The sequence below is a fragment of the Dietzia sp. JS16-p6b genome, from assembly GCF_003052165.1.
GTDB lineage: Bacteria > Actinomycetota > Actinomycetes > Mycobacteriales > Mycobacteriaceae > Dietzia.
This window is the reverse complement of sequence record NZ_CP024869.1, coordinates 3,347,885-3,365,438: the sequence shown is the minus strand read 5'-3', so window position 1 is coordinate 3,365,438 and position 17,554 is coordinate 3,347,885. Positions and strand designations below refer to the sequence as shown.

The 17,554-nt window shown below is 70.3% G+C and carries 19 protein-coding genes; 11 read left to right on the top strand and 8 right to left on the bottom strand.

What is annotated here, in order from left to right; genetic code table 11:
* Positions 1 to 58: 58 nt before the first annotated feature.
* Complete coding sequence (locus CT688_RS15550; RefSeq protein WP_107757626.1) at positions 59 to 844, bottom strand: phosphatase PAP2 family protein; 786 nt, start codon at positions 842 to 844, stop codon at positions 59 to 61.
* Positions 845 to 961: 117 nt separating this feature from the next.
* Between CT688_RS15550 and aspA the strand changes: the two genes are divergently transcribed.
* Positions 962 to 2,422, top strand: a complete 1,461-nt coding sequence (gene aspA / locus CT688_RS15545) for an aspartate ammonia-lyase (protein WP_107757625.1) — start codon at positions 962 to 964, stop codon at positions 2,420 to 2,422.
* A gap of 64 nt (positions 2,423 to 2,486) precedes the next feature.
* On the opposite strand, the gene CT688_RS15540 is transcribed toward aspA, so the two are convergent.
* Positions 2,487 to 2,672, bottom strand: coding sequence for a hypothetical protein (locus CT688_RS15540; RefSeq protein ID WP_107757624.1), 186 nt, complete (start codon positions 2,670 to 2,672; stop codon positions 2,487 to 2,489).
* A 145-nt stretch (positions 2,673 to 2,817) separates the two neighbouring features.
* On the opposite strand from CT688_RS15540, the gene CT688_RS15535 reads away from it, so the two are divergent.
* A complete protein-coding gene (locus CT688_RS15535) occupies positions 2,818 to 3,594 on the top strand; it encodes an acetoacetate decarboxylase family protein (protein ID WP_107757623.1) in 777 nt (258 codons plus the stop codon).
* Between the two features lie 14 nt (positions 3,595 to 3,608).
* On the opposite strand, the gene CT688_RS15530 is transcribed toward CT688_RS15535, so the two are convergent.
* Together CT688_RS15530 and CT688_RS15525 are read right to left on the bottom strand one after the other, a co-directional pair.
* The gene (locus CT688_RS15530; RefSeq protein ID WP_107757622.1) at positions 3,609 to 5,273 is read right to left on the bottom strand and encodes a glycerol-3-phosphate dehydrogenase/oxidase; all 1,665 of its coding nucleotides are present in this window, start codon (positions 5,271 to 5,273) and stop codon (positions 3,609 to 3,611) included.
* Positions 5,270 to 5,935 carry a TetR/AcrR family transcriptional regulator gene (locus tag CT688_RS15525; RefSeq protein WP_231750393.1) on the bottom strand — a complete coding sequence of 222 codons (666 nt, stop codon included), beginning with the start codon at positions 5,933 to 5,935 and terminating at the stop codon, positions 5,270 to 5,272. Before CT688_RS15525 ends, CT688_RS15530 begins: the two co-directional genes overlap by 4 nt.
* A 167-nt stretch (positions 5,936 to 6,102) precedes the next feature.
* Here CT688_RS15525 and CT688_RS15520 point away from each other — a divergent pair, with 167 nt between their 5' ends.
* The 4 genes from CT688_RS15520 (at position 6,103) to CT688_RS15505 (ending at position 11,082) form a co-directional block, all read left to right on the top strand.
* Positions 6,103 to 7,704 carry an FAD-binding oxidoreductase gene (locus tag CT688_RS15520; protein WP_107758260.1) on the top strand — a complete coding sequence of 534 codons (1,602 nt, stop codon included), beginning with the start codon at positions 6,103 to 6,105 and terminating at the stop codon, positions 7,702 to 7,704.
* Positions 7,701 to 8,633 (top strand): diacylglycerol kinase, encoded by a 933-nt coding sequence (locus tag CT688_RS15515; RefSeq protein WP_107757621.1) that lies wholly within the window; start codon positions 7,701 to 7,703, stop codon positions 8,631 to 8,633. Before CT688_RS15520 ends, CT688_RS15515 begins: the two co-directional genes overlap by 4 nt.
* Before the next feature lie 113 nt (positions 8,634 to 8,746).
* The gene (locus CT688_RS15510; RefSeq protein ID WP_231750392.1) at positions 8,747 to 9,307 is read left to right on the top strand and encodes a CAP domain-containing protein; all 561 of its coding nucleotides are present in this window, start codon (positions 8,747 to 8,749) and stop codon (positions 9,305 to 9,307) included.
* Between the two features lie 56 nt (positions 9,308 to 9,363).
* The gene (locus CT688_RS15505; RefSeq protein ID WP_107757619.1) at positions 9,364 to 11,082 is read left to right on the top strand and encodes a BCCT family transporter; all 1,719 of its coding nucleotides are present in this window, start codon (positions 9,364 to 9,366) and stop codon (positions 11,080 to 11,082) included.
* A gap of 8 nt (positions 11,083 to 11,090) precedes the next feature.
* Here CT688_RS15505 and CT688_RS15500 read toward each other — a convergent pair whose 3' ends face one another.
* Entirely contained in the window at positions 11,091 to 11,903 is an 813-nt protein-coding gene (locus tag CT688_RS15500; RefSeq protein ID WP_107757618.1) for a pirin family protein, read from the bottom strand.
* Positions 11,904 to 12,071: 168 nt separating this feature from the next.
* Between CT688_RS15500 and CT688_RS17965 the strand changes: the two genes are divergently transcribed.
* The gene (locus tag CT688_RS17965; protein WP_017837372.1) at positions 12,072 to 12,197 is read left to right on the top strand and encodes a hypothetical protein; all 126 of its coding nucleotides are present in this window, start codon (positions 12,072 to 12,074) and stop codon (positions 12,195 to 12,197) included.
* Positions 12,198 to 12,209: 12 nt separating this feature from the next.
* Here CT688_RS17965 and CT688_RS15495 read toward each other — a convergent pair whose 3' ends face one another.
* Positions 12,210 to 12,500, bottom strand: a complete 291-nt coding sequence (locus tag CT688_RS15495; protein WP_107757617.1) for a hypothetical protein — start codon at positions 12,498 to 12,500, stop codon at positions 12,210 to 12,212.
* A gap of 130 nt (positions 12,501 to 12,630) precedes the next feature.
* Here CT688_RS15495 and dapA point away from each other — a divergent pair, with 130 nt between their 5' ends.
* Positions 12,631 to 13,518 carry a 4-hydroxy-tetrahydrodipicolinate synthase gene (gene dapA, locus CT688_RS15490; RefSeq protein WP_107757616.1) on the top strand — a complete coding sequence of 296 codons (888 nt, stop codon included), beginning with the start codon at positions 12,631 to 12,633 and terminating at the stop codon, positions 13,516 to 13,518.
* Between the two features lie 17 nt (positions 13,519 to 13,535).
* Here the strand turns inward: dapA and CT688_RS15485 are convergent, their stop codons facing one another.
* A complete protein-coding gene (locus CT688_RS15485) occupies positions 13,536 to 14,435 on the bottom strand; it encodes an oxidoreductase (RefSeq protein ID WP_107757615.1) in 900 nt (299 codons plus the stop codon).
* 160 nt (positions 14,436 to 14,595) lie between these two features.
* Here CT688_RS15485 and CT688_RS15480 point away from each other — a divergent pair, with 160 nt between their 5' ends.
* The gene (locus tag CT688_RS15480) at positions 14,596 to 15,414 is read left to right on the top strand and encodes a DUF1906 domain-containing protein (protein WP_107757614.1); all 819 of its coding nucleotides are present in this window, start codon (positions 14,596 to 14,598) and stop codon (positions 15,412 to 15,414) included.
* Between the two features lie 99 nt (positions 15,415 to 15,513).
* Here the strand turns inward: CT688_RS15480 and CT688_RS15475 are convergent, their stop codons facing one another.
* Entirely contained in the window at positions 15,514 to 15,837 is a 324-nt protein-coding gene (locus tag CT688_RS15475) for a putative quinol monooxygenase (RefSeq protein ID WP_107757613.1), read from the bottom strand.
* Positions 15,838 to 15,955: 118 nt separating this feature from the next.
* Here CT688_RS15475 and CT688_RS15470 point away from each other — a divergent pair, with 118 nt between their 5' ends.
* Together CT688_RS15470 and CT688_RS15465 are read left to right on the top strand one after the other, a co-directional pair.
* Entirely contained in the window at positions 15,956 to 16,798 is an 843-nt protein-coding gene (locus tag CT688_RS15470; RefSeq protein ID WP_107757612.1) for a serine O-acetyltransferase, read from the top strand.
* Between the two features lie 47 nt (positions 16,799 to 16,845).
* Positions 16,846 to 17,538 (top strand): response regulator transcription factor, encoded by a 693-nt coding sequence (locus tag CT688_RS15465; protein ID WP_107757611.1) that lies wholly within the window; start codon positions 16,846 to 16,848, stop codon positions 17,536 to 17,538.
* Positions 17,539 to 17,554: the final 16 nt, after the last annotated feature.

Below are 17,554 nucleotides of genomic sequence, written 5' to 3'. Positions count from 1 at the left end.
GCACCCCGCGCCCGCGTGCCGTCACCCCGCCGGAGGGGGAGTGTCGGGTGGGGCTCCATCACGCCTCCGCGCGCGAGAGCAGCCGCGGGGAGTAGTCGAGGCGGTCGGCGAGCCACATGATCGTGGCCACCTCGCCCACCCAGGCCAGGCTGACGCACCAGCCGGCCAGGACATCGCTCGGGAAATGGACCCCGAGATACATGCGCGTCACCCCGACCGCGGGGACGTACGCCGCGGATCCCGCGATCACCGGGTATCGCCATCCGGTGGGCCAGGCGAGAACGCAGGCGCACCCGGCGAGGGCCGCGCTCGCCATCGCGTGCCCGCTGGGGAACGAGTAACTCTTCTCCTGCACGATGTGGGTGAAGAAGGTGGGGCGGTCGCGCCGGTACAGGAGCTTGAGGACCGAGTTGATGATGGTGGACCCGACCAGGGACACCGTGAGCAGCGCGGCCGGGCGACGACTGCCGCGGACGTACGCCAGGTAACCGGCGGCGGTGAGGGCGAAGACGGGGACCGCGGTGACCCCGCCGAGTTCGGTGACGGCCCTGACGATCCGGGTGGTGCGCGGTGTGTGCCGTCGGCGCAGCCACAGCATGACGGGCCGGTCGAAGGGAAGTTTGGCGCCGGACCTGATCCTCTCGGCCAGTTCCACGAACCCGATGACGGGCATGGCGAAGCCCGCGAACGCCACTCCGAAGACCGCCCAGGTGCCTCGCGGCAGGGGTTCCTGACCCCTGTCGACGATGCTGCCCAGGAGCCCGTCGGAGGGGGCCAGAGGGCGCAGGAGGTCCTTCGCCGCGGTCAGGGTCCGGGTGCGACGGGAGGTCGTCGTGCGGGACATGACCACACCCTAGGCACAGTGGCGCGGCGACGGGGGATCCCCGCGAACCGCGACACCGCGCGCGGGCCGGGGGCCGTGGCTACTGTGGATCGTGGCGACCCGACCAGCGGAGGACGAATGACCCAGACCCGTGTGGAACGAGACCTCCTCGGCGAGAAGGAGGTTCCGGCTGACGCCTATTACGGGATCCACACCGTGAGGGCGGTCGAGAACTTCCCGATCGACTCCACGACCATCAGCGACATCCCGGACTTCATCCGCGGGATGGTCATGGTCAAGAAGGCCGCGGCGCTGGCCAACGTGGAGATGGGTGTCCTGGACCCGGACGTCGCCGAGGCCATCGTCGGTGCCTGCGACGAGATCCTCGTCGACGGCCGCTGCATGGACCAGTTCCCCTCGTGCGTGTACCAGGGTGGGGCCGGGACGTCGGTGAACATGAACACCAACGAGGTGGTGGCCAATCTCGCGTTGGAGCGGATCGGTCATCCCAGGGGCGCCTACGACGTGATCAGCCCGAACGACGACGTCAACCGTTCGCAGTCCACCAACGACGCGTACCCGACCGGGTTCCGGATCGCCCTGTGGCACTCCCTCGAGCGGCTCGAGCCGGCCATCGTCGCATTGCGCGAGGCCTTCTACGACAAGTCGGAGGAGTTCCGCGAGGTCCTCAAGATGGGTCGCACGCAGTTGCAGGACGCGGTCCCCATGTCCCTGGGTCAGGAGTTCGGCGGGTTCGCGGTGACGCTCGACGAGGAGCTCCACGTCCTCGGCGCCGCGGCCCGGATGCTGCTCGACGTGAACCTGGGCGCCACGGCCATCGGCACCGGGGTCAACACGCCGCCCGACTACCGGCGAGCGGTCATCGAGCACCTGCGGCTCGTGACCGGTCTGCCGGTGACCGGTGCCATGAACCTCATCGAGGCGACCAGTGACACCGGCGATTACGTCAACGTCCACGCGGCCCTCAAGCGGACCGCGTCGAAGGTGTCCAAGATCTGCAACGACCTGCGCCTGCTGTCCTCCGGTCCGCGGGCGGGTCTCAACGAGATCAACCTCCCGGAGCTCCAGGCGGGGTCCTCGATCATGCCGGCCAAGGTGAACCCGGTGATCCCGGAGGTGGTCAACCAGGTCTGCTTCAAGGTGATCGGCAACGATGTGACGGTGACGATGGCGGCCGAAGCGGGCCAGCTGCAGCTCAACGTGATGGAGCCGGTGATCGCGCAGGCGATGTTCGAGTCGATCTCGTTGCTCACGTCCGCGATGGAGACGCTCACGGAGAAGTGTGTCCGCGGCATCACCGCCAACGTGGAGGTGGCGCGCCGCAACGTCATGGACTCGATCGGGATCGTCACCTATCTCAACCCGGTCATCGGGCACCACAACGGTGACCTGGTGGGACGGGAGTGTGCGCGATCCGGTCGCGGCGTCCGCGAAGTCGTGCTTGAGATGGGTCTGCTCTCGGCGGAGGAGGTCGACGACATCCTCTCGCCGTCGAACCTGCTGCGGCCCCGCTACAAGGGCAGGTCCAGCGGTCACCTGGCGGCCGTACCCTCAGAGGACCTGTCGGACCCCACCTGAGACACCGGTCGCCCCGGTCACCTCTGAGGGTGGCCGGGGGTTCTGGGGTGCCGGTCTGACCGGGTCAGACTCCGTTCTCGACCTGACCGATCTGTCCGATACTGCTCACGGCGAGCCGGCCGAGCGAGCTCTCGAAGCCGAACGACTGCTCGAGGGCCGCGGTGGAACCGGAGATGAATCCGTTGATCGCGGCGGACGACCCGACCGTGAAGTCGAACTGGGCGAAGAAGTCGGCGAGTGCCTTCAACATGGTGTGCCTCCTGGGAGAGTGACGCGGTGTGTTCCGCGTGGGACGGGCCGCGTGCCCGTCTCTACGTGGTCTATCCGCCCTGCCCGGCGTGGTGTTAGCGATCGAATGCAGTGAAACCTGTTACCGCACCCGCTAACGTCGGAGTATGAGTTCTCCCACCACCCGTGTCGTCGCGGGTCGCCAGATCACGTTCCCGGTCCCCGTCGTCTCCGCCTCGATATCGGGTGCCGCCTTCCTGTCGCGGGCCGCCGTCGCCAGGCGTCTGATCGCCTCCGGGCCCCAGTCCGCCGTCCTGGACTCCGCGAGGGCCGAGCCGGTCTCGCTACCGGGTGGTCGGACTCCGGTCACGGTGATCCACGTCCGCTATCACGATGTCCCGGGCAACGTCCTGGGTGGGTACCACGAGGTGGGGTTGGCGTTCCAGGTCAAGGTCCCGGGGGTCGGGGTGCGTCAGCACATCCACGAGCTTCCTGTCGACCAGGATTTCACCCTCGCGGCCGGCAACGAGCTCTGGGGTTTTCCCAAGTGGAAGGGCGACATGGTCGGCACGGCCGGCGGAGCGCTCGACGACGCCCGCCTGGGGGCCGTCGGGTCCTCCGGGACAGGGGGGATCGACCTCATGTTCGACACCCGCCTGGGAGTGCCGGTGCCCGGTCGTCACTCCCTCGGGATGAACTGCATCCAGGTCCTCGACGGCAGGCCTGTCCTGGTCAGCGCGGGTGCGAAAGTCGCAGGCGGCCGGTTCCGTCCCCTGGGGGGTGCGCGCGTGTCGATCGCCGCCGGGGCGGAGGACGGGGATCGACACATCGGCCGGATCGCCGGGGCGATCCGCGAGCTGGGGCTCGATCGGGCTCGGGCGCTCGGCACGTTCTCCTTCGAGCGGTTCGAGGCCGAGTTCCAGGCACCCCGCACGCTGTCCTGACGCCGGCCCGCCGATCACCGCGCGGCGTCGAGCGCCTCCCGCGCGACGGGTTCGGCGTCCGCGCGGTCGGCGGGCACGAGCCCGACCCGGCTGCGACGGTCGAGGATGTCGTCGACGGTCAACGCGCCCTCGTGCGTGACGGCAAAGGAGAACTCGGCGCGGGTGACGTCGAGTCCGTCCGCCACACGCTCCAACGGCCGGTCCAGCAGGCTCTCGGCCACCACGGTGGCGGACTCCTGCCCGAAGCGCGCCACCAGCGACGCCGGTAGGCGGCCCCGGACCGCAGACGTGGGTCGCCCGACCGAGGGGGCCGCGGGGAGCGCACTCGCCGGGGGGCTCGGTCGCGCGTGATCGCGGTGGCCGGGGGCCCCGACCAACGGCAGATCGGCGGTGCGGCACGGCGCCGCGGCGATCCCGGTCTTCCGTACGACCAGGTCGATTGCCTGCTCGGCCATGAGTCGGTACTCGGTGAGTTTGCCGCCGGTGATGGAGATGAGACCGTTGTCCGCGGTGATCAGCGCGTGGTCGCGTGAGAGGTCCGCAGTGTGGCCGTCACCCGAGTCGACCAGCGGGCGCAGCCCCGCGAACGTCCCCACCACGTCGTCCCGGGTCAGTCCGGTCTCGAGGGCCCGGTTGATCACGTCGAGAAGGAAATCGATCTCGTGCCGGTCGGGCGTCGGCACGTCGGGGATCGGTCCGGGGGCGTCCACATCGGTCAGCCCCACGTGGAGACGATCGAACTCGGCGGGGATGGCGAAGCAGAAGCGGTTGGTCTCGCCCGGCACGGGCACGGTGAGGGCGCCCGCCGGGTCGCCCAACGCGGACGATCTGATCACGAGGTGGGTGCCGCGCGAAGGTCGGACGCGTACGCCCGGTGTGGTCTCACCGGCCCAGACGCCGGTGGCACTCACGACGGCCCGCGCGGAGAGGGTGAACTCGTCGCCGTCCCCGTTCTCCCCTCGGCTCCCGCCGAGCTCGTCGCGGACGGTGACCTGCGACCCGCTCGCCTCCAGGGCGCGCACCCGGGTGAGCACCCGGGCTCCGAGTCCGGCCGCGGTCCGCGCCACCGCGGTGACCAGTCGGGCGTCGTCGACCAGTTGGCAGTCCCAGTTGAGGTGTCCGAACACCAGTCCGTGACGCCTCACCCCGGGGACGTACCGCGCGACCGACCCCGCGCTCAGGACGCGCGCGCCGGGCAGCCTGTCGGCCGGGGTGCCGGCGAGGCGGGACAGCAGCGTTCCCGCGGCGAACCCCAACCCCGGGAGTACCGCGCCCAGCGGCGGGGTGCCCCGGTACACGGGGACGACCTGGGCCAGGGGGCGCACGAGGTGGGGGGCCGTGCGCTCGAGCAGGATCCCGCGCTCGACGGCCGAGCGGCGGGCGATTCCGACGTTGCCGGTGGCGAGGTAACGCAGCCCGCCGTGGGCGAGCTTGGAGGACCACCGGCTGGTGCCGAACGCCAGATCGTGCGCTTCGACGAGGACGGTCTCGAGCCCGCGGGAGGCGGCGTCGAGCGCGATCCCGACGCCGGTGATGCCCCCGCCGATCACCACCAGATCCACGGGGGTGTCGCGCCCGCGCAGTTCAGCGAGCTCGCGCGCTCGCCGCGCGGCGGACAGGGCGGTGGTGTGCGGGGACTCGGCGCGAGCCGAGCCGCCCGGGGCGGTGTGAGCGGTCACAGGCCGAGGTACCCCCTGATGAGCAGGTGCAGTTCGGTGCGCCAGCCGTCCGGGTCGAGCGGGGGATCGGCGAGCGGGGCCGACAGGACCAGGCCCTGGACGGCGAGGAAGAGCATGGCGGCGGTACGGTCCGCGTCGCGTCCGGCGAGGCGGGGATCGTCTGTGATCACCTGCGAGAGCAGGGTTCGGAGCACGTGGACGAGATGGCGTTGTGAGGTGCCGAGCCTGTGGAAGACGTACTCGGAGAGCATTGCGGACTCGTGCCTGCGGAACGCGTCCAGCAGCGGGTTGGTCCGCACCTCGTCCGCGAAGGTGCACAGCAGCCGGACGAGTTCGTCCGCGTCCTGCGGAGCGGAACCGGGCAGCGAGGGGTCGACGCGCTCGACGACCTCGGTGAGCTCGCGGGTGAGCAGGTCGGCGAAGAGCGCGGTGGCGTCCGGCCAGTGGCGGTAGAGGGTGGTCCGCCCGACGCCGGAGCGGCGGGCCACCTCGACCATCGTCGTGCGCGTGGCGCCGATCTCGAGGATCGAGGTGCGGGCGGCCGTGAGCGCGCGGTCGCGGGTGCCGGTGGTGCGGCCGGTCGCCGCTGCCGGGGTGAGGGTCGGTGCCGGGGTGAGGAACGGTGCCGCAGCGGACGACGGCACCGGGGCGGTCGAGGTCACCGGGACTCCTGACTGGCGCGTGGCGCCCTGCGCGCGATACCTCGCGCTCTCGGTGCCCGTCGTCGTCGAGATCGCCCACAACGGAATCGCCGAAAACGGAACAGATTGAGGTTTACTGTTCCAGTATGGGCGACATGAACTCCGCTGACAACCTCCCGCTACCTCCGATGGCACTGTCCCGATGGGGCACCGAGGCGGAGGCCAGGGACCTGGGCGAGGGCATCCGTGGGCTCCTGCGCGACGTGCTCGGGGTGACCGCCGAGAGCGGCTTGCACTTCGACCCCGGCGCGGTGACGGCCTCCCCGTCCCGCCTCACCGGACCCGACCTGGTGGCTCTCGCCGCGATCGTGGGGGAGGGCAACCTCTCGACCGACGACGCGCAGCGACTGCCGCGGGCGAGGGGGAAGTCGACACCGGACCTGCTCTCCTGGCGCCTGAGGCCGCACGTGGACTGCCCCGACGCGGTGGTCGCGCCCCGCGACGACGACGAGGTGTCGGCCCTGCTGGACTGGTGCGGCCGCGAGGGGGTCGCGATGGTCCCCTTCGGCGGCGGGACCTCCGTGGTGGGGGGGCTGAACCCGGACGCCGGCGGCCACCGGGCGGTGATCTCGGTGGACCTCGTGCACTTCGACTCCCTGGAGTCGATCGACCCCGAGTCGGGCGAGGCGGTCCTCGGGGCGGGCCTGTCGGGCCCCCGGGCGGAGGAGTTGTTGGCCGACCACGGATTCTCGCTGGGGCACTTCCCGCAGTCCTTCCCCTACGCGACCCTCGGCGGGTACGCCATGACCCGGTCGTCCGGGCAGGCCTCGGCCGGCTACGGGCGTTTCGACGAGATGGTCCGCGGGGTGACCGTGGTGACGCCGGTCGGCGTGATCGAGGCGGGCCGGGCCCCCGCCTCGGCCGCCGGGCCGGACCTCCGGCAGTGGCTGCTGGGATCCGAGGGCGCGTTCGGTGTGTGCACCAGGGTGCGGTTGCGGATCCACCCGGTGCCGGAGACGGTCCGACACGAGGCGTTCCGCTTCCCGGACTTCGCCACCGGCGCGGCGGCACTGCGTGCTGTCGAGCAACAGGGCACGGGGCCGACCGTCATCCGGTTGTCCGACGAATCGGAGACGGCCGTGAACCTGGCCACCGCCACCGAGGCGATCGGCCAGGGGGCGGACGCCGGAGGAGGTCAGGCCGCAGGATGCCTGTGTCTGACGCTCTTCGAGGGCACGGCCGACCACACCGGGTCCCGCCACGCCGAGACACGGGCGCTGCTGCTCGCCCACGGGGCCGTGTCGCTGGGCGCCGGCCCCGCCGAGGCGTGGGAGCACGGCCGCTTCGGTGCGCCCGTGCTGAGAGACTCGTTGATCGACAACGGCGCGCTGGTCGAGACGCTGGAGACCGCCACCGACTGGTCGAACCTGTCCGCGCTACGGGAGGCCGTCGCCCGGGCCCTGAGCGACTCGCTCGAGTCCAGCGGCACCCCCGCGTTGGTCATGTGCCATATCAGTCACGTCTACCCCACGGGGGCCTCGCTCTACTTCACGGTGGTGGCGGGCCAGCGTGGCGAGGACCCCATAACCCAGTGGACGGACGCCAAGCGGGCGGCGTCCGAGGCCATCATGCGTGCGGGCGGGACGATCACCCACCATCACGCCGTCGGCGTGGACCACAAGCCCTACCTCGCGGCCGAGATCGGCGAGGTGGGGGTGCGGATGCTGCGAGCGGTCAAGGACGCCGTCGATCCGCGGGGCGTGTGCAACCCGGGGACACTGGTCCCGTGAGCGCGACGCCGTCCGACCGCCGGATCCGGACGGTCGCGATGCTGATCAACCCGGCCGCCGGTGGGGGGCGCGGCGAGCGGATCGCGGAGAGGGCGGCAGCGAGGCTGCGCTCGCACGGGCTCGAGGTCGAGTCCCTGAGGGGAGCACACGCGCAGGAGTCCCTCGACCTCTCCCGGCAGGCTGTCGCCGACGGGGTGGACGCCCTCGTCGTGTGCGGAGGGGACGGGATGGTCTCGCTGGCCGTGCAGGCACAGGCGTTCTCGGGTGTCCCGATCGGCATCATCCCGGCGGGCACCGGAAACGACCTCGCCCGTGAGTACGGCATCCCGCTGACCAGTCCCGAGGCCGCCGCCGATGTCGTCGCCGCCGGTCGCGTGGAGCAGGTGGACCTGGGCCGGGCCACTCCGGACGGCGGCGCGCCCCGCCTCTTCGCGTCCGTACTGTGCGCGGGGCTCGACTCGGCGGTCAACCGTCGCGTCAACGAGATGTCGATCCTCCGGGGGCCGCTTCGCTACGTCCTGGCCTCGGTCATCGAGTTCCCGACCTACCGGCCCCGCCCGTTCCGCATGACCTTCGACGCCGGTGAGCCGGGGGAGGAGACCATCGAGGCGGAGGTCCTTCTCAGCGCCTTCGCCATCACCCGGACCTACGGAGGAGACATGAGGATCGCCCCCGACGCGGATCGATCCGACGGCCTGTTCGATGTGTGTTACGTCGGCAGGATCTCCAAGCCCCGGCTGGCGTGGCACTTCCGCAGGATCTACTCCGGCACCCACGTGGGCCTCCGTGGGGTCACCACGAGGCGGTGCAGGTCGGTCCGCATCGACGCTCCGGAGGTGGAGGCGTTCGCCGACGGTGACGCCGTGGCGCCACTTCCGGTGACCGTCGAGGTCCTGCCGGGCGCCGGTCTGTTCCTGGTCCCACGTTAACTTCAGTACCACCAGTAACACTGATATTCGCAGGTCACGGCCGTAACGCGGGGGCGCTACCTCATCCGTCAATCGACTCGCTTCAGGCGCGCCGGAACGGCATGATCACCTCCATGCGCTCCAGGCTCACCGCGTCACTCGCGACAATCGCCGTCACCTCCGCCACTCTGATCAGTGGTGGGGCCGCCACGGCCTCCGCCCAGGCCCTACCGCCGTTCATCCCGCAGCACGTGGTGGACGGGCTGATCTCCCAGGCCCGTGCCGCGGTGCCGGCCGAGGTGTGGGCGGCGGTCGGCTCGACGGAGATGATGTATCGACCCGTCTCCGGGGGGTTGCGCGAGGGCATCGTCCGCGAGATCGACTCGTACCGGGTGTCGAAGGGTCTCCGCGTCCTCGCCCCCAACGCCGATCTGGACCGCGAGGCTCAGGCCTGGGCCGACAGGCTGGCCGCCCAGGACGCCGTCTACCACAACCAGGCCCTGCTGAGCCGGGGCTTCGGGGAGAACATCGTCGCCGCGGGGACGCACTGCGGGGCCGTATGTCTGGTCGACCTGTGGAAGAACTCACCCGGCCACAACGACAACCTGATCGACCCGGGGTACCGTTCGGCGGGAATGGGGATCGCCTACTCGGCCGGCGGCAAAGTGTTCGTGGTGCACAACTTCGCCTACTGAGTCCGGGCCCGGGCAGCGGGACCGCCGCCAAGCACACCGAACAGACGAGGGAGACCATGTCCGAACGGATAACGCGCGCACTGAGACTCAGGACGGACCCGGGGATCTTCCTCACGACTGTGGCGGTCATCGTCGCTTTCGTGGTGGTCACGTTCGTGGCGGGGGACTGGGTGGGAGAGGTGTTCGGCGCCGCCTCGGGATGGATCATGACCAACCTCGGGTGGTTCTACATCGCCGGGGTCTCGATCTTCCTGCTCTTCCTGCTGTGGATCGCGCTGAGTCGGTTCGGCCACGTCCGGCTCGGTGCCGACGACGAGGAGCCCGAGCACTCCACAGCGGCCTGGTTCGGCATGCTGTTCGCCGCCGGGATCGGCACCATCCTCATGTTCTGGGGCGTGGCCGAACCGATCTCGCACTTCGCCACCCCGCCCCGCGGCGGGGTCGATCCGGGGAGCAGGGAGGCGGCCCAGGAGGCCATGGCCTTCACGCTCTACCACTTCGGGCTGCACACCTGGACGATCTTCGCGCTGCCCGCTCTGGCCTTCGCCTACTTCATCTACAAGCGCAAGATGCCCCCGCGCGTCAGCTCCATCTTCGCGCCCATCCTCGGCAACCGCGTCTACGGACCGATCGGCAAAGCCATCGACGTGGTGGCGCTGGTCGGCACGGTGTTCGGTGTGGCGACCTCCGTCGGGCTCGGCACCCTCCAGATCAACGCCGGACTCAACGAGCTCTTCGGGATCACCGTGTCGCCGCTGGTGCAGGTGCTCGTCATCGGTGTCGTCACCACGGTCGCGTGCATCTCTGTCGCCGCCGGGTTGGACAAGGGGATCAAGCGGCTGTCCACCGTCAACATCGCCATGGCCGTCGCGTTGCTGGCCTTCATCGTGATCGCCGGACCCACCCTGTTCCTGCTCAAGGGGACGGTGGAGACCTTCGGTGTGTACGCCTCGACCCTGCCTGAACTGGCGTTCTGGAACAACGTGTTCCCGGCCGACGGTGACCTGGCGACGTGGCAGAACACCTGGACCGTCTTCTACTGGGCGTGGACCATCACGTGGTCGCCGTTCGTCGGCATCTTCATCGCCCGGATCAGCCGTGGCCGGACCATCCGCGAGTTCGTCTTCGGGGTGCTCGTCCTCCCGGTGGCCTTCTCCATCGTGTGGTTCGGCGTGTTCGGCATGGCCTCGTTCGACATCGAGCTGAACGGGCCCGGTGGACTGGTGGAGGCGGTGGTCGACGACGGTGACATCCCGGGTGCGCTGTTCGCGTTCCTGTCGAACTACCCGCTGGCGACCCTCGTCTCCGGGATCGCCGTGCTGATCGTCGTCATCTTCTTCACCACGTCGGTCGACTCCGCCGCGATGGTCGTGGACATGATGGCCTCGGGGGAGGACGACACCGTCTCGCCGTCGCCGACGCACCAGCGTGTGATCTGGGGCGTCCTCATGGGCGCCGTGGCCGCGACGCTGCTCGCCGGAACCGGAACGGGTGGACTCACCGCCCTCCAGGAGGTCATCACCGTCATCGGTCTGCCCTTCTTCGTCATGGGCTTCGTGATGATGTACAGCCTGGTCAAGGGGATCTCCGCCGATCTGGGCGAACGTACGCCCACTGTGACGAGGCAGTGGGACCGCGCATACTCGCCCGAGGAGTTCGAGAAGAACGAGACCACACCCTCGCCCGAACCGATCGGCCCGCTCCACCGGATCCCGAACGGTGAGGAGGACGACGGCGCGCCGAACCCACTCGAGCAGCCCACCGACCCCGACTGAGATCGTCGTCAGTGTCCTCTCACGTCGAGCATCGTCATCCCCGCGTGCATCTCCCACACGAGGATCTCGGCACCGTCTGTGCAGTCCGTGCCGGCGGTGACCCGTCGGCCGCCCGTGGCGGTGAGCCGCGCGGCGTCGCCGGTCGACAGCTCTCCGCAGTCCTCCAGCTCGACCGAGCCGACGGGCACGTAGAGGTGGAGGTAGGGCGCGTCGGGGAGCTGTACCGACCTGCCCGGATGGAGGCGCGCCGCATGGAGGGCGGAGCTGTCGTTGCGGATGCGGATGGCGGCCCGGTCGGCGTGGGCACGGAGGCCTCCGGCGACGACGGCTAGACGGTTCTCCAGTTCGCCGTGTTCGATCTCGCACTGCTCGTAGCCCGGGTCTCCGCCCGTGGAGTCGGGGACGACCCACATCTGGACCAGGTGGACCGGCTCGGTGGGCGGTTCGGAGTGCTGGATCGAACCGTCGCGCCAGCCGTCATTGCGCTCGGAGTGCAGGATTCCCGACCCCGCGCTCATCCGCTGGGCGAGCCCGGGGTAGATGATCCCGCTATGGCCCTCGGAGTCCTGGTGGACCAGAGAACCGGACAGGACCCAGGTGATGATCTCCATGTCGCGGTGGCCGTGGGTGTCGAACCCGCTGCCCGGCGCGATCCGGTCGTCGTTGTTGACCAGGAGTCGCCCGAAGTGGGTGTTCATCGGGTCCTGGTGTCGGGCGAAGGAGAAGGAGTGGCGCGAGTCCAGCCACCCCCCGCCGGTGTGGGAACGCGTGGACGATCGATGGATTCTGACCTCTGGACCGGACACGGCACCCCCACCCATAGCTGATACAACAGCAATAGTATCGTCGTCCCCACCCTGGCCGGGGCGGGCCGGGCGACCAGAACGGCCGTCCAACTTTTTTCGCTGATGTGACTACGGTCCCCCGCGACCGGGCGTAGGCTGACAGCCGTCAGTGACGGCAGTCACATCTTTCGCTGGGAGGTTTCGATGCTGCAGAACGCTCTGGTCGCCACGCTGCGCGTGGGGGTCGCCACGACCAACGAGGTGGCACACCTCGTCGTCGACAACACGCTGGGCCGTTTCCTCGACACCAACCCGGACAAGGTGCGCTGACCCTCCCGGGGTCTACATCCCGTCGGCGGTGCCCTCACTTCCGCCCAGGGCGTGGTCAGGTTGTTCCGGGGTCTGGTAGATCCGCTTCTGCTCCTCCAGGCCGCGCGAACCCGTCGTCGCGGTCCCGTCCCCGGGGCCGACACTCTGCCCGTCACTGTGGCCACCGCTGCCCGGCGCATCCGGGTCGATTCCGGAGGCGTCCTGCGCGGTCGCCGGATCCGGCGCGCTGCCGTCGCCCACCCGTGTGCCGTCGATCGTGTTGCCCAGGTCCTCCGGGGTCTCGGGGGATTTCTCCGAACTCATGCGGTCCTCCTGTGGTGGTGTGTGCGGGGTGGTGTCGACCCTAACCGCGAGGCCCTCGACGTGCCTCCGGTCGTCACCGCGGGGGCCGCACCGGGGTGACGATCATCCGGCAACGCCTATCCTGGTGCCCATGTCGGACAATCCCTTCGGTCGGGTCATCACCGCGATGGTGACCCCTATGCACGACGACGGCTCGATCGACTTCGACGGTCTCCAGCGACTCGCTGTCCATCTGGCCGACCACGGCCACGACGGACTGCTGGTCAACGGCACGACCGGCGAGTCCGCCACCACGACCGACGAGGAGGACTACGACGCGGTCGCCGCCGTCGTCGACGCGGTGGGAGACCGCGTGGCGGTGATGGCCGGGTGCGGCACCAACGACACGGAGCACTCGATCCGCGCGGCCACCGAGATGGTGAAACGGGGCGCCGACACCCTCCTGGTGGTCACGCCGTACTACAACAAACCCACGCAGCACGGGATCGTCGAGCACTTCCGCATGATCGCCGACGCCGCCGGCCGCCCCGTGATGGCCTACGACATCCCGGGGCGGACCGGTACCGCGCTGGCCACGGACACGATCCGGCGGTTGGCGGAGATCCCGGGTCTGCGTGCGGTCAAGGACGCCAAGGGCGATCTGTTCGAGGCCAGCCGGCTCATGGCCGAGACCGAGCTGCTGTGGTTCTCCGGCGACGACGTGCTCAACCTCGCGTTCCTCGCGCTGGGGGCCACCGGGGTCGTCTCGGTGGTCGGGCATGTGGCCGGTGACGACTACCGGGCCATGGTCGACGCCGTCGACGCCGGCGACCTGCCCCGGGCCCGCGAGATCCACACCCGTCTGATCCCGGCCGTCGACGCGATCATGCACACCTCGCAGGGAGCGATCCAGATCAAGGCCGCCCTCAAGATGCAGGGCCTGATCGGATCCGATCGACTCCGCATGCCTCTGCTCCAGGGCCCGCCGGAGCACCTCGACCGGCTCCGCGAGGGACTGGCCGCGTCCGGGCTCGCCTGAGTCCACCGCGGAACGGGCTACCGGAAGGCCGCCATCTCCGAGCACCGCTCCCAGAGCGCTGCGGCGACGCGCCTGTCGTGGGACGTGCGACTCGATCGGACGATGGCGGGATGCCCCCTCAGCCCACCGAGGCGGTCGGGGCCCACGAACGTCGCGCCCGGCAGGTCCGGCACGGTGGCGGCGTAGAGCACGGACAGCGCGCCCATCTCCGGGGTCAGGCCGGCCCACGAGATCGAGTTGCCCAACTCGAAGAACCGGTCGGCGGCGGGGCGGCCGCTCTGCCGGAGGAGTTCGGTGGCGGTGTACCCGGGGTGCGCGGCCATTGACCGGACCGTACTGCCCTCGCGGCCGAGCCGCCGCTGCCACTCGTAGGCGAGCATGATGCAGGCCAGCTTCGAGTTGGCATAGGCCGCCATGGGTCGGTACCCGCGCAGGTCCATGCTCAGATCGTCGGGATCGACATGCCCCCGCAGGTGCGCGAGTGACCCGAGCCAGACCACGCGATCGGTGAGCTGCGGCAGCAGCCCCTGGGTGAGCGCATGGTGACCGAGTGCGTTGACGCCGAACTGCATTTCGTGGCCCTGGGCGGTCCGTGAGTGCGGGAGGTTCATGACGCCGGCATTGTTGATCAGGACGTCCACCCGGTCCGCGGTCCCGGCGACGAACTCGTCCACCGAGTCGAGGTCGGCGAGGTCCAACCGACGGACCTGCGCCCTGTCCCGGCCCCCGGCCGGCAGCGAGGCCCGGGCGGCCTCGGCCTTCCCGAGGTCCCGGCACGCCATGACCACCCTCGCGCCACGCGCGACGAGGGCTCGCGTGGCGGCCAGGCCGATCCCCGCGTTGGCCCCGGTCACGATGGCCGTGCGTCCTGTCTGATCGGGGATGTCGGAGGCGGACCATCGGGGCGTACGGCTCATGGGTGACAGTCAACCAGTCGCGCCTGCGTCGTGGTCCGGCACCCGTGTGGTAACGCGGGGGGAGACGCCGCGATGATCGTGTGACAGACTCGCCTGAGGCGGGTGGGATCCCACGCGTCACACCCGCCCTTCGTCTTAGACCGACATCCCGGAGTTCCCCATGACGTTCGACCGCCGTACCTTCCTCCGTCGCGCCGGCCTCGGCGCGGCCGGAGCCGGTGCCCTCGCCGCGGGCCTCACCCCTGCGGCCGGTGCCCAGTCATCCATTCCCGAACCGCTCGGCGCGCTCCCCGGTGCGGGCGCAGGGGTCCCGATCGGCACCCTGCTGGACTACGCGTCGGGCCCGCCGTCGGCCGCGTCCGTCCGGGCGGCCGGTCACATGGGCGCGGTGCGGTACTGCTCGAACCGCCGTCCCGGGGCCGAGTGGATGACCGGCAAGCCGCTCCTGCGTCGTGAGGTCGACGACTTCCGGGCGCACGGACTCAACATGGTCTCCTGTTACCAGTTCGGCAGGGACACCACGGCCGACTGGAAGGAGGGCGCCGCGGGCGGCGACCGCCACGCCCCGATCGGACTCGGTATCCACCGGTCGGCGGGCGGACCCAGCGGTGTGCCCATGTACGTGGCCATCGACGACAACCCCACCCGGTGGCAGTTCGACAACCAGATCGCCCCGTACCTCGAGCGCTGGCGCGTCCACCTGCACGGTGCGGGGATGAAACTCGGCGTGTACGCCAACGCCCCGACCATCGACTGGTGCCGCCAGCGTGGACTGGGCCAGTACTTCTGGCAGCACGACTGGGGCTCCGGGGGGCGCCTCAACCCCAGCGCCACGATTCATCAGCTCCCGATCCGCCAGCAGGTGACGGTCGGGGGTGTGGTCTCGGACCTCAACCGCGTCTACGCGATCGACTACGGCCAGTGGTGGCCGACGGACCCGGCCGCCCTCCTCGGCGCCGCACTGGGCAGCGTGGGCTGAGTCCACTCGCACCACGGCCCACTCGCACCACGGCCCGCTCTCACCACGGCCCGGTCGCAGCGCACGCCCGGCCGGGCGGCGGGTCGCCACCCGGTCCGGCTAGTCGACGGTGATCTCGCCCATCGTCCCCCACTGCTCGCCCTCGGCCGTCGTGTTGATGATCCGCGGGGTGCGCTGGAGATACCGCGCTGCGGAGCCGGTGAACTCCGTGAAGTGGGACGACCCGACGTGTTCGGCGGGAGCGTCCCCGTCCCGGAACGCCTCGCAGAGCAGGAAGGTGGTCGGGGCGTCGGGCGAGCGGTACCAGTCGAACCACAGGTTGCCGGGTTCGGCCCTGGTGGCCTCGGTGAAGTCACGGGTGATCTCGAGCCACGAGTCGGCGTACTCGGGCTTGACGTCGAATACCACGTTGATGAGCATCATGACCCCATCCTGCCCGAGACGGCGGGACCGGTGCGACCGGCGTCGGGTGCCGTGCGTGCCGTACCGGATCGGCGAGGTGACTCGACCAGCAGAGCGGAACGGGCCTACCCTGTACCGGGTGACCATCGAGCTGAGCATCGAGAACCCCTGCGTCCCGCAGACGGAAGCCGACGCCTCCGTCCGTGCCGTGTGGGATCGGTTGTCCGTGGACGCCACGCAGAGCCGCGACGAGCCCCTCATCGCGGGGCTCGTCCTGGATCTGGTCGACGGGTGCGACGATCTGGGGGAATCCCTCGCTCGGCTCGCGGCCTCGCGGATCGCGACCCCCGAGATCGGCCGGCACGTCCTGGAGAAGGAGATCCGGGCGGTCCTGGTCGACCATCCGCACGTGCTGGAGGCGGTCGCCGCGGATCTCGTGGTGAGCTTCGAGCGCAACCCGGCCTATCCCAACTACCTGGTGCCCTACCTGTTCGCCAAGGGTTTCCTCGGGCTGCAGATCCACCGTGTCGCGCACGAGATGTGGAGGTCGGGACGGGTGATGGCGGCCTCGTTCCTCCAGAGTCGGGTCTCCGAGGTCTTCGCCATGGACATCCATCCGGCGGCGCGCGTGGGCTCCGGGATCCTGGTGGACCACGCCACCGGCATCGTCGTGGGCGAGACCTGCGTGATCGGTGACGGCGTCTCGATCCTCCAGGGGGTCACGCTCGGGGGGACCGGCAACGAGGACGGAGACCGCCACCCCAAGATCGGCTCGGGAGTGCTGCTGTCGGCCGGGTCCATCGTGTTGGGCAACGTGCACGTGGGCGACTGCTCGCGGGTGGCCGCCGGATCGGTGGTGCTGGACCGGGTGCCGCCGCACACGACCGTCGCCGGGGTGCCGGCCAAGGTGGTCCGGCGTCATGCGGATTCGTTGGTCCCCGCCGACCAGATGGACCACGACATCGACCCGGCCGCCGAGTAGGCGTCGCGGTCCACTCGGGCGAACGGGATTCGGGCGGAGGGCACTGCATGCGGGTACTCGTGGTCGACGACGAACCGGCGCTCCTCGAGAGCGTCCGGCGTGGGCTCGCCGCCGGGGGATGGGCGGTCGAGACGGCCCCGGACGGGGAGACCGGCCTCGAGATGGCCTCCGAGGGCGACTTCGACGTGGTGGTCCTCGACATCATGATGCCGCGGCGCAGTGGCTACGAGGTGGTGCGCGAGATGCGTCGCCGCGAGATCTGGACCCCCGTGCTCATGCTCACCGCCAAGGACGGGGAGTACGACGAGGCGGACGCGTTCGACCTGGGCGCCGACGACTACCTGGTCAAACCGTTCTCGTTCGTCGTCCTGGAGGCCAGGCTCAGGGCGCTGGTCAGGCGAGGGGCCCCCGAGCGGCCCGTCTCGTTCGTCGCAGGTGACCTCGAGGTCGATCCCGCCGCACGGGAGGTGCGTCGGGGCCCCGAGCGGATACCGGTGACGGCGCGGGAGTACGCGGTGCTGGAGTACCTCATCCGGAACCGGAACCAGGTCGTGTCCAAGCCCCAGATCCTGCGGGCGGTGTGGGATGCCGCGTACGACGGCGACGACAACATCGTGGAGGTCTACGTGGGGTATCTCCGCCGGAAGATCGACACCCCCTTCGGCGCCCGATCGATCGAGACCGTGCGCGGGCAGGGTTATCGACTGGTGGACAGCGCGGTGGCGGGGGCCGAGGGCTGACCGCCCCCGGCCCCCG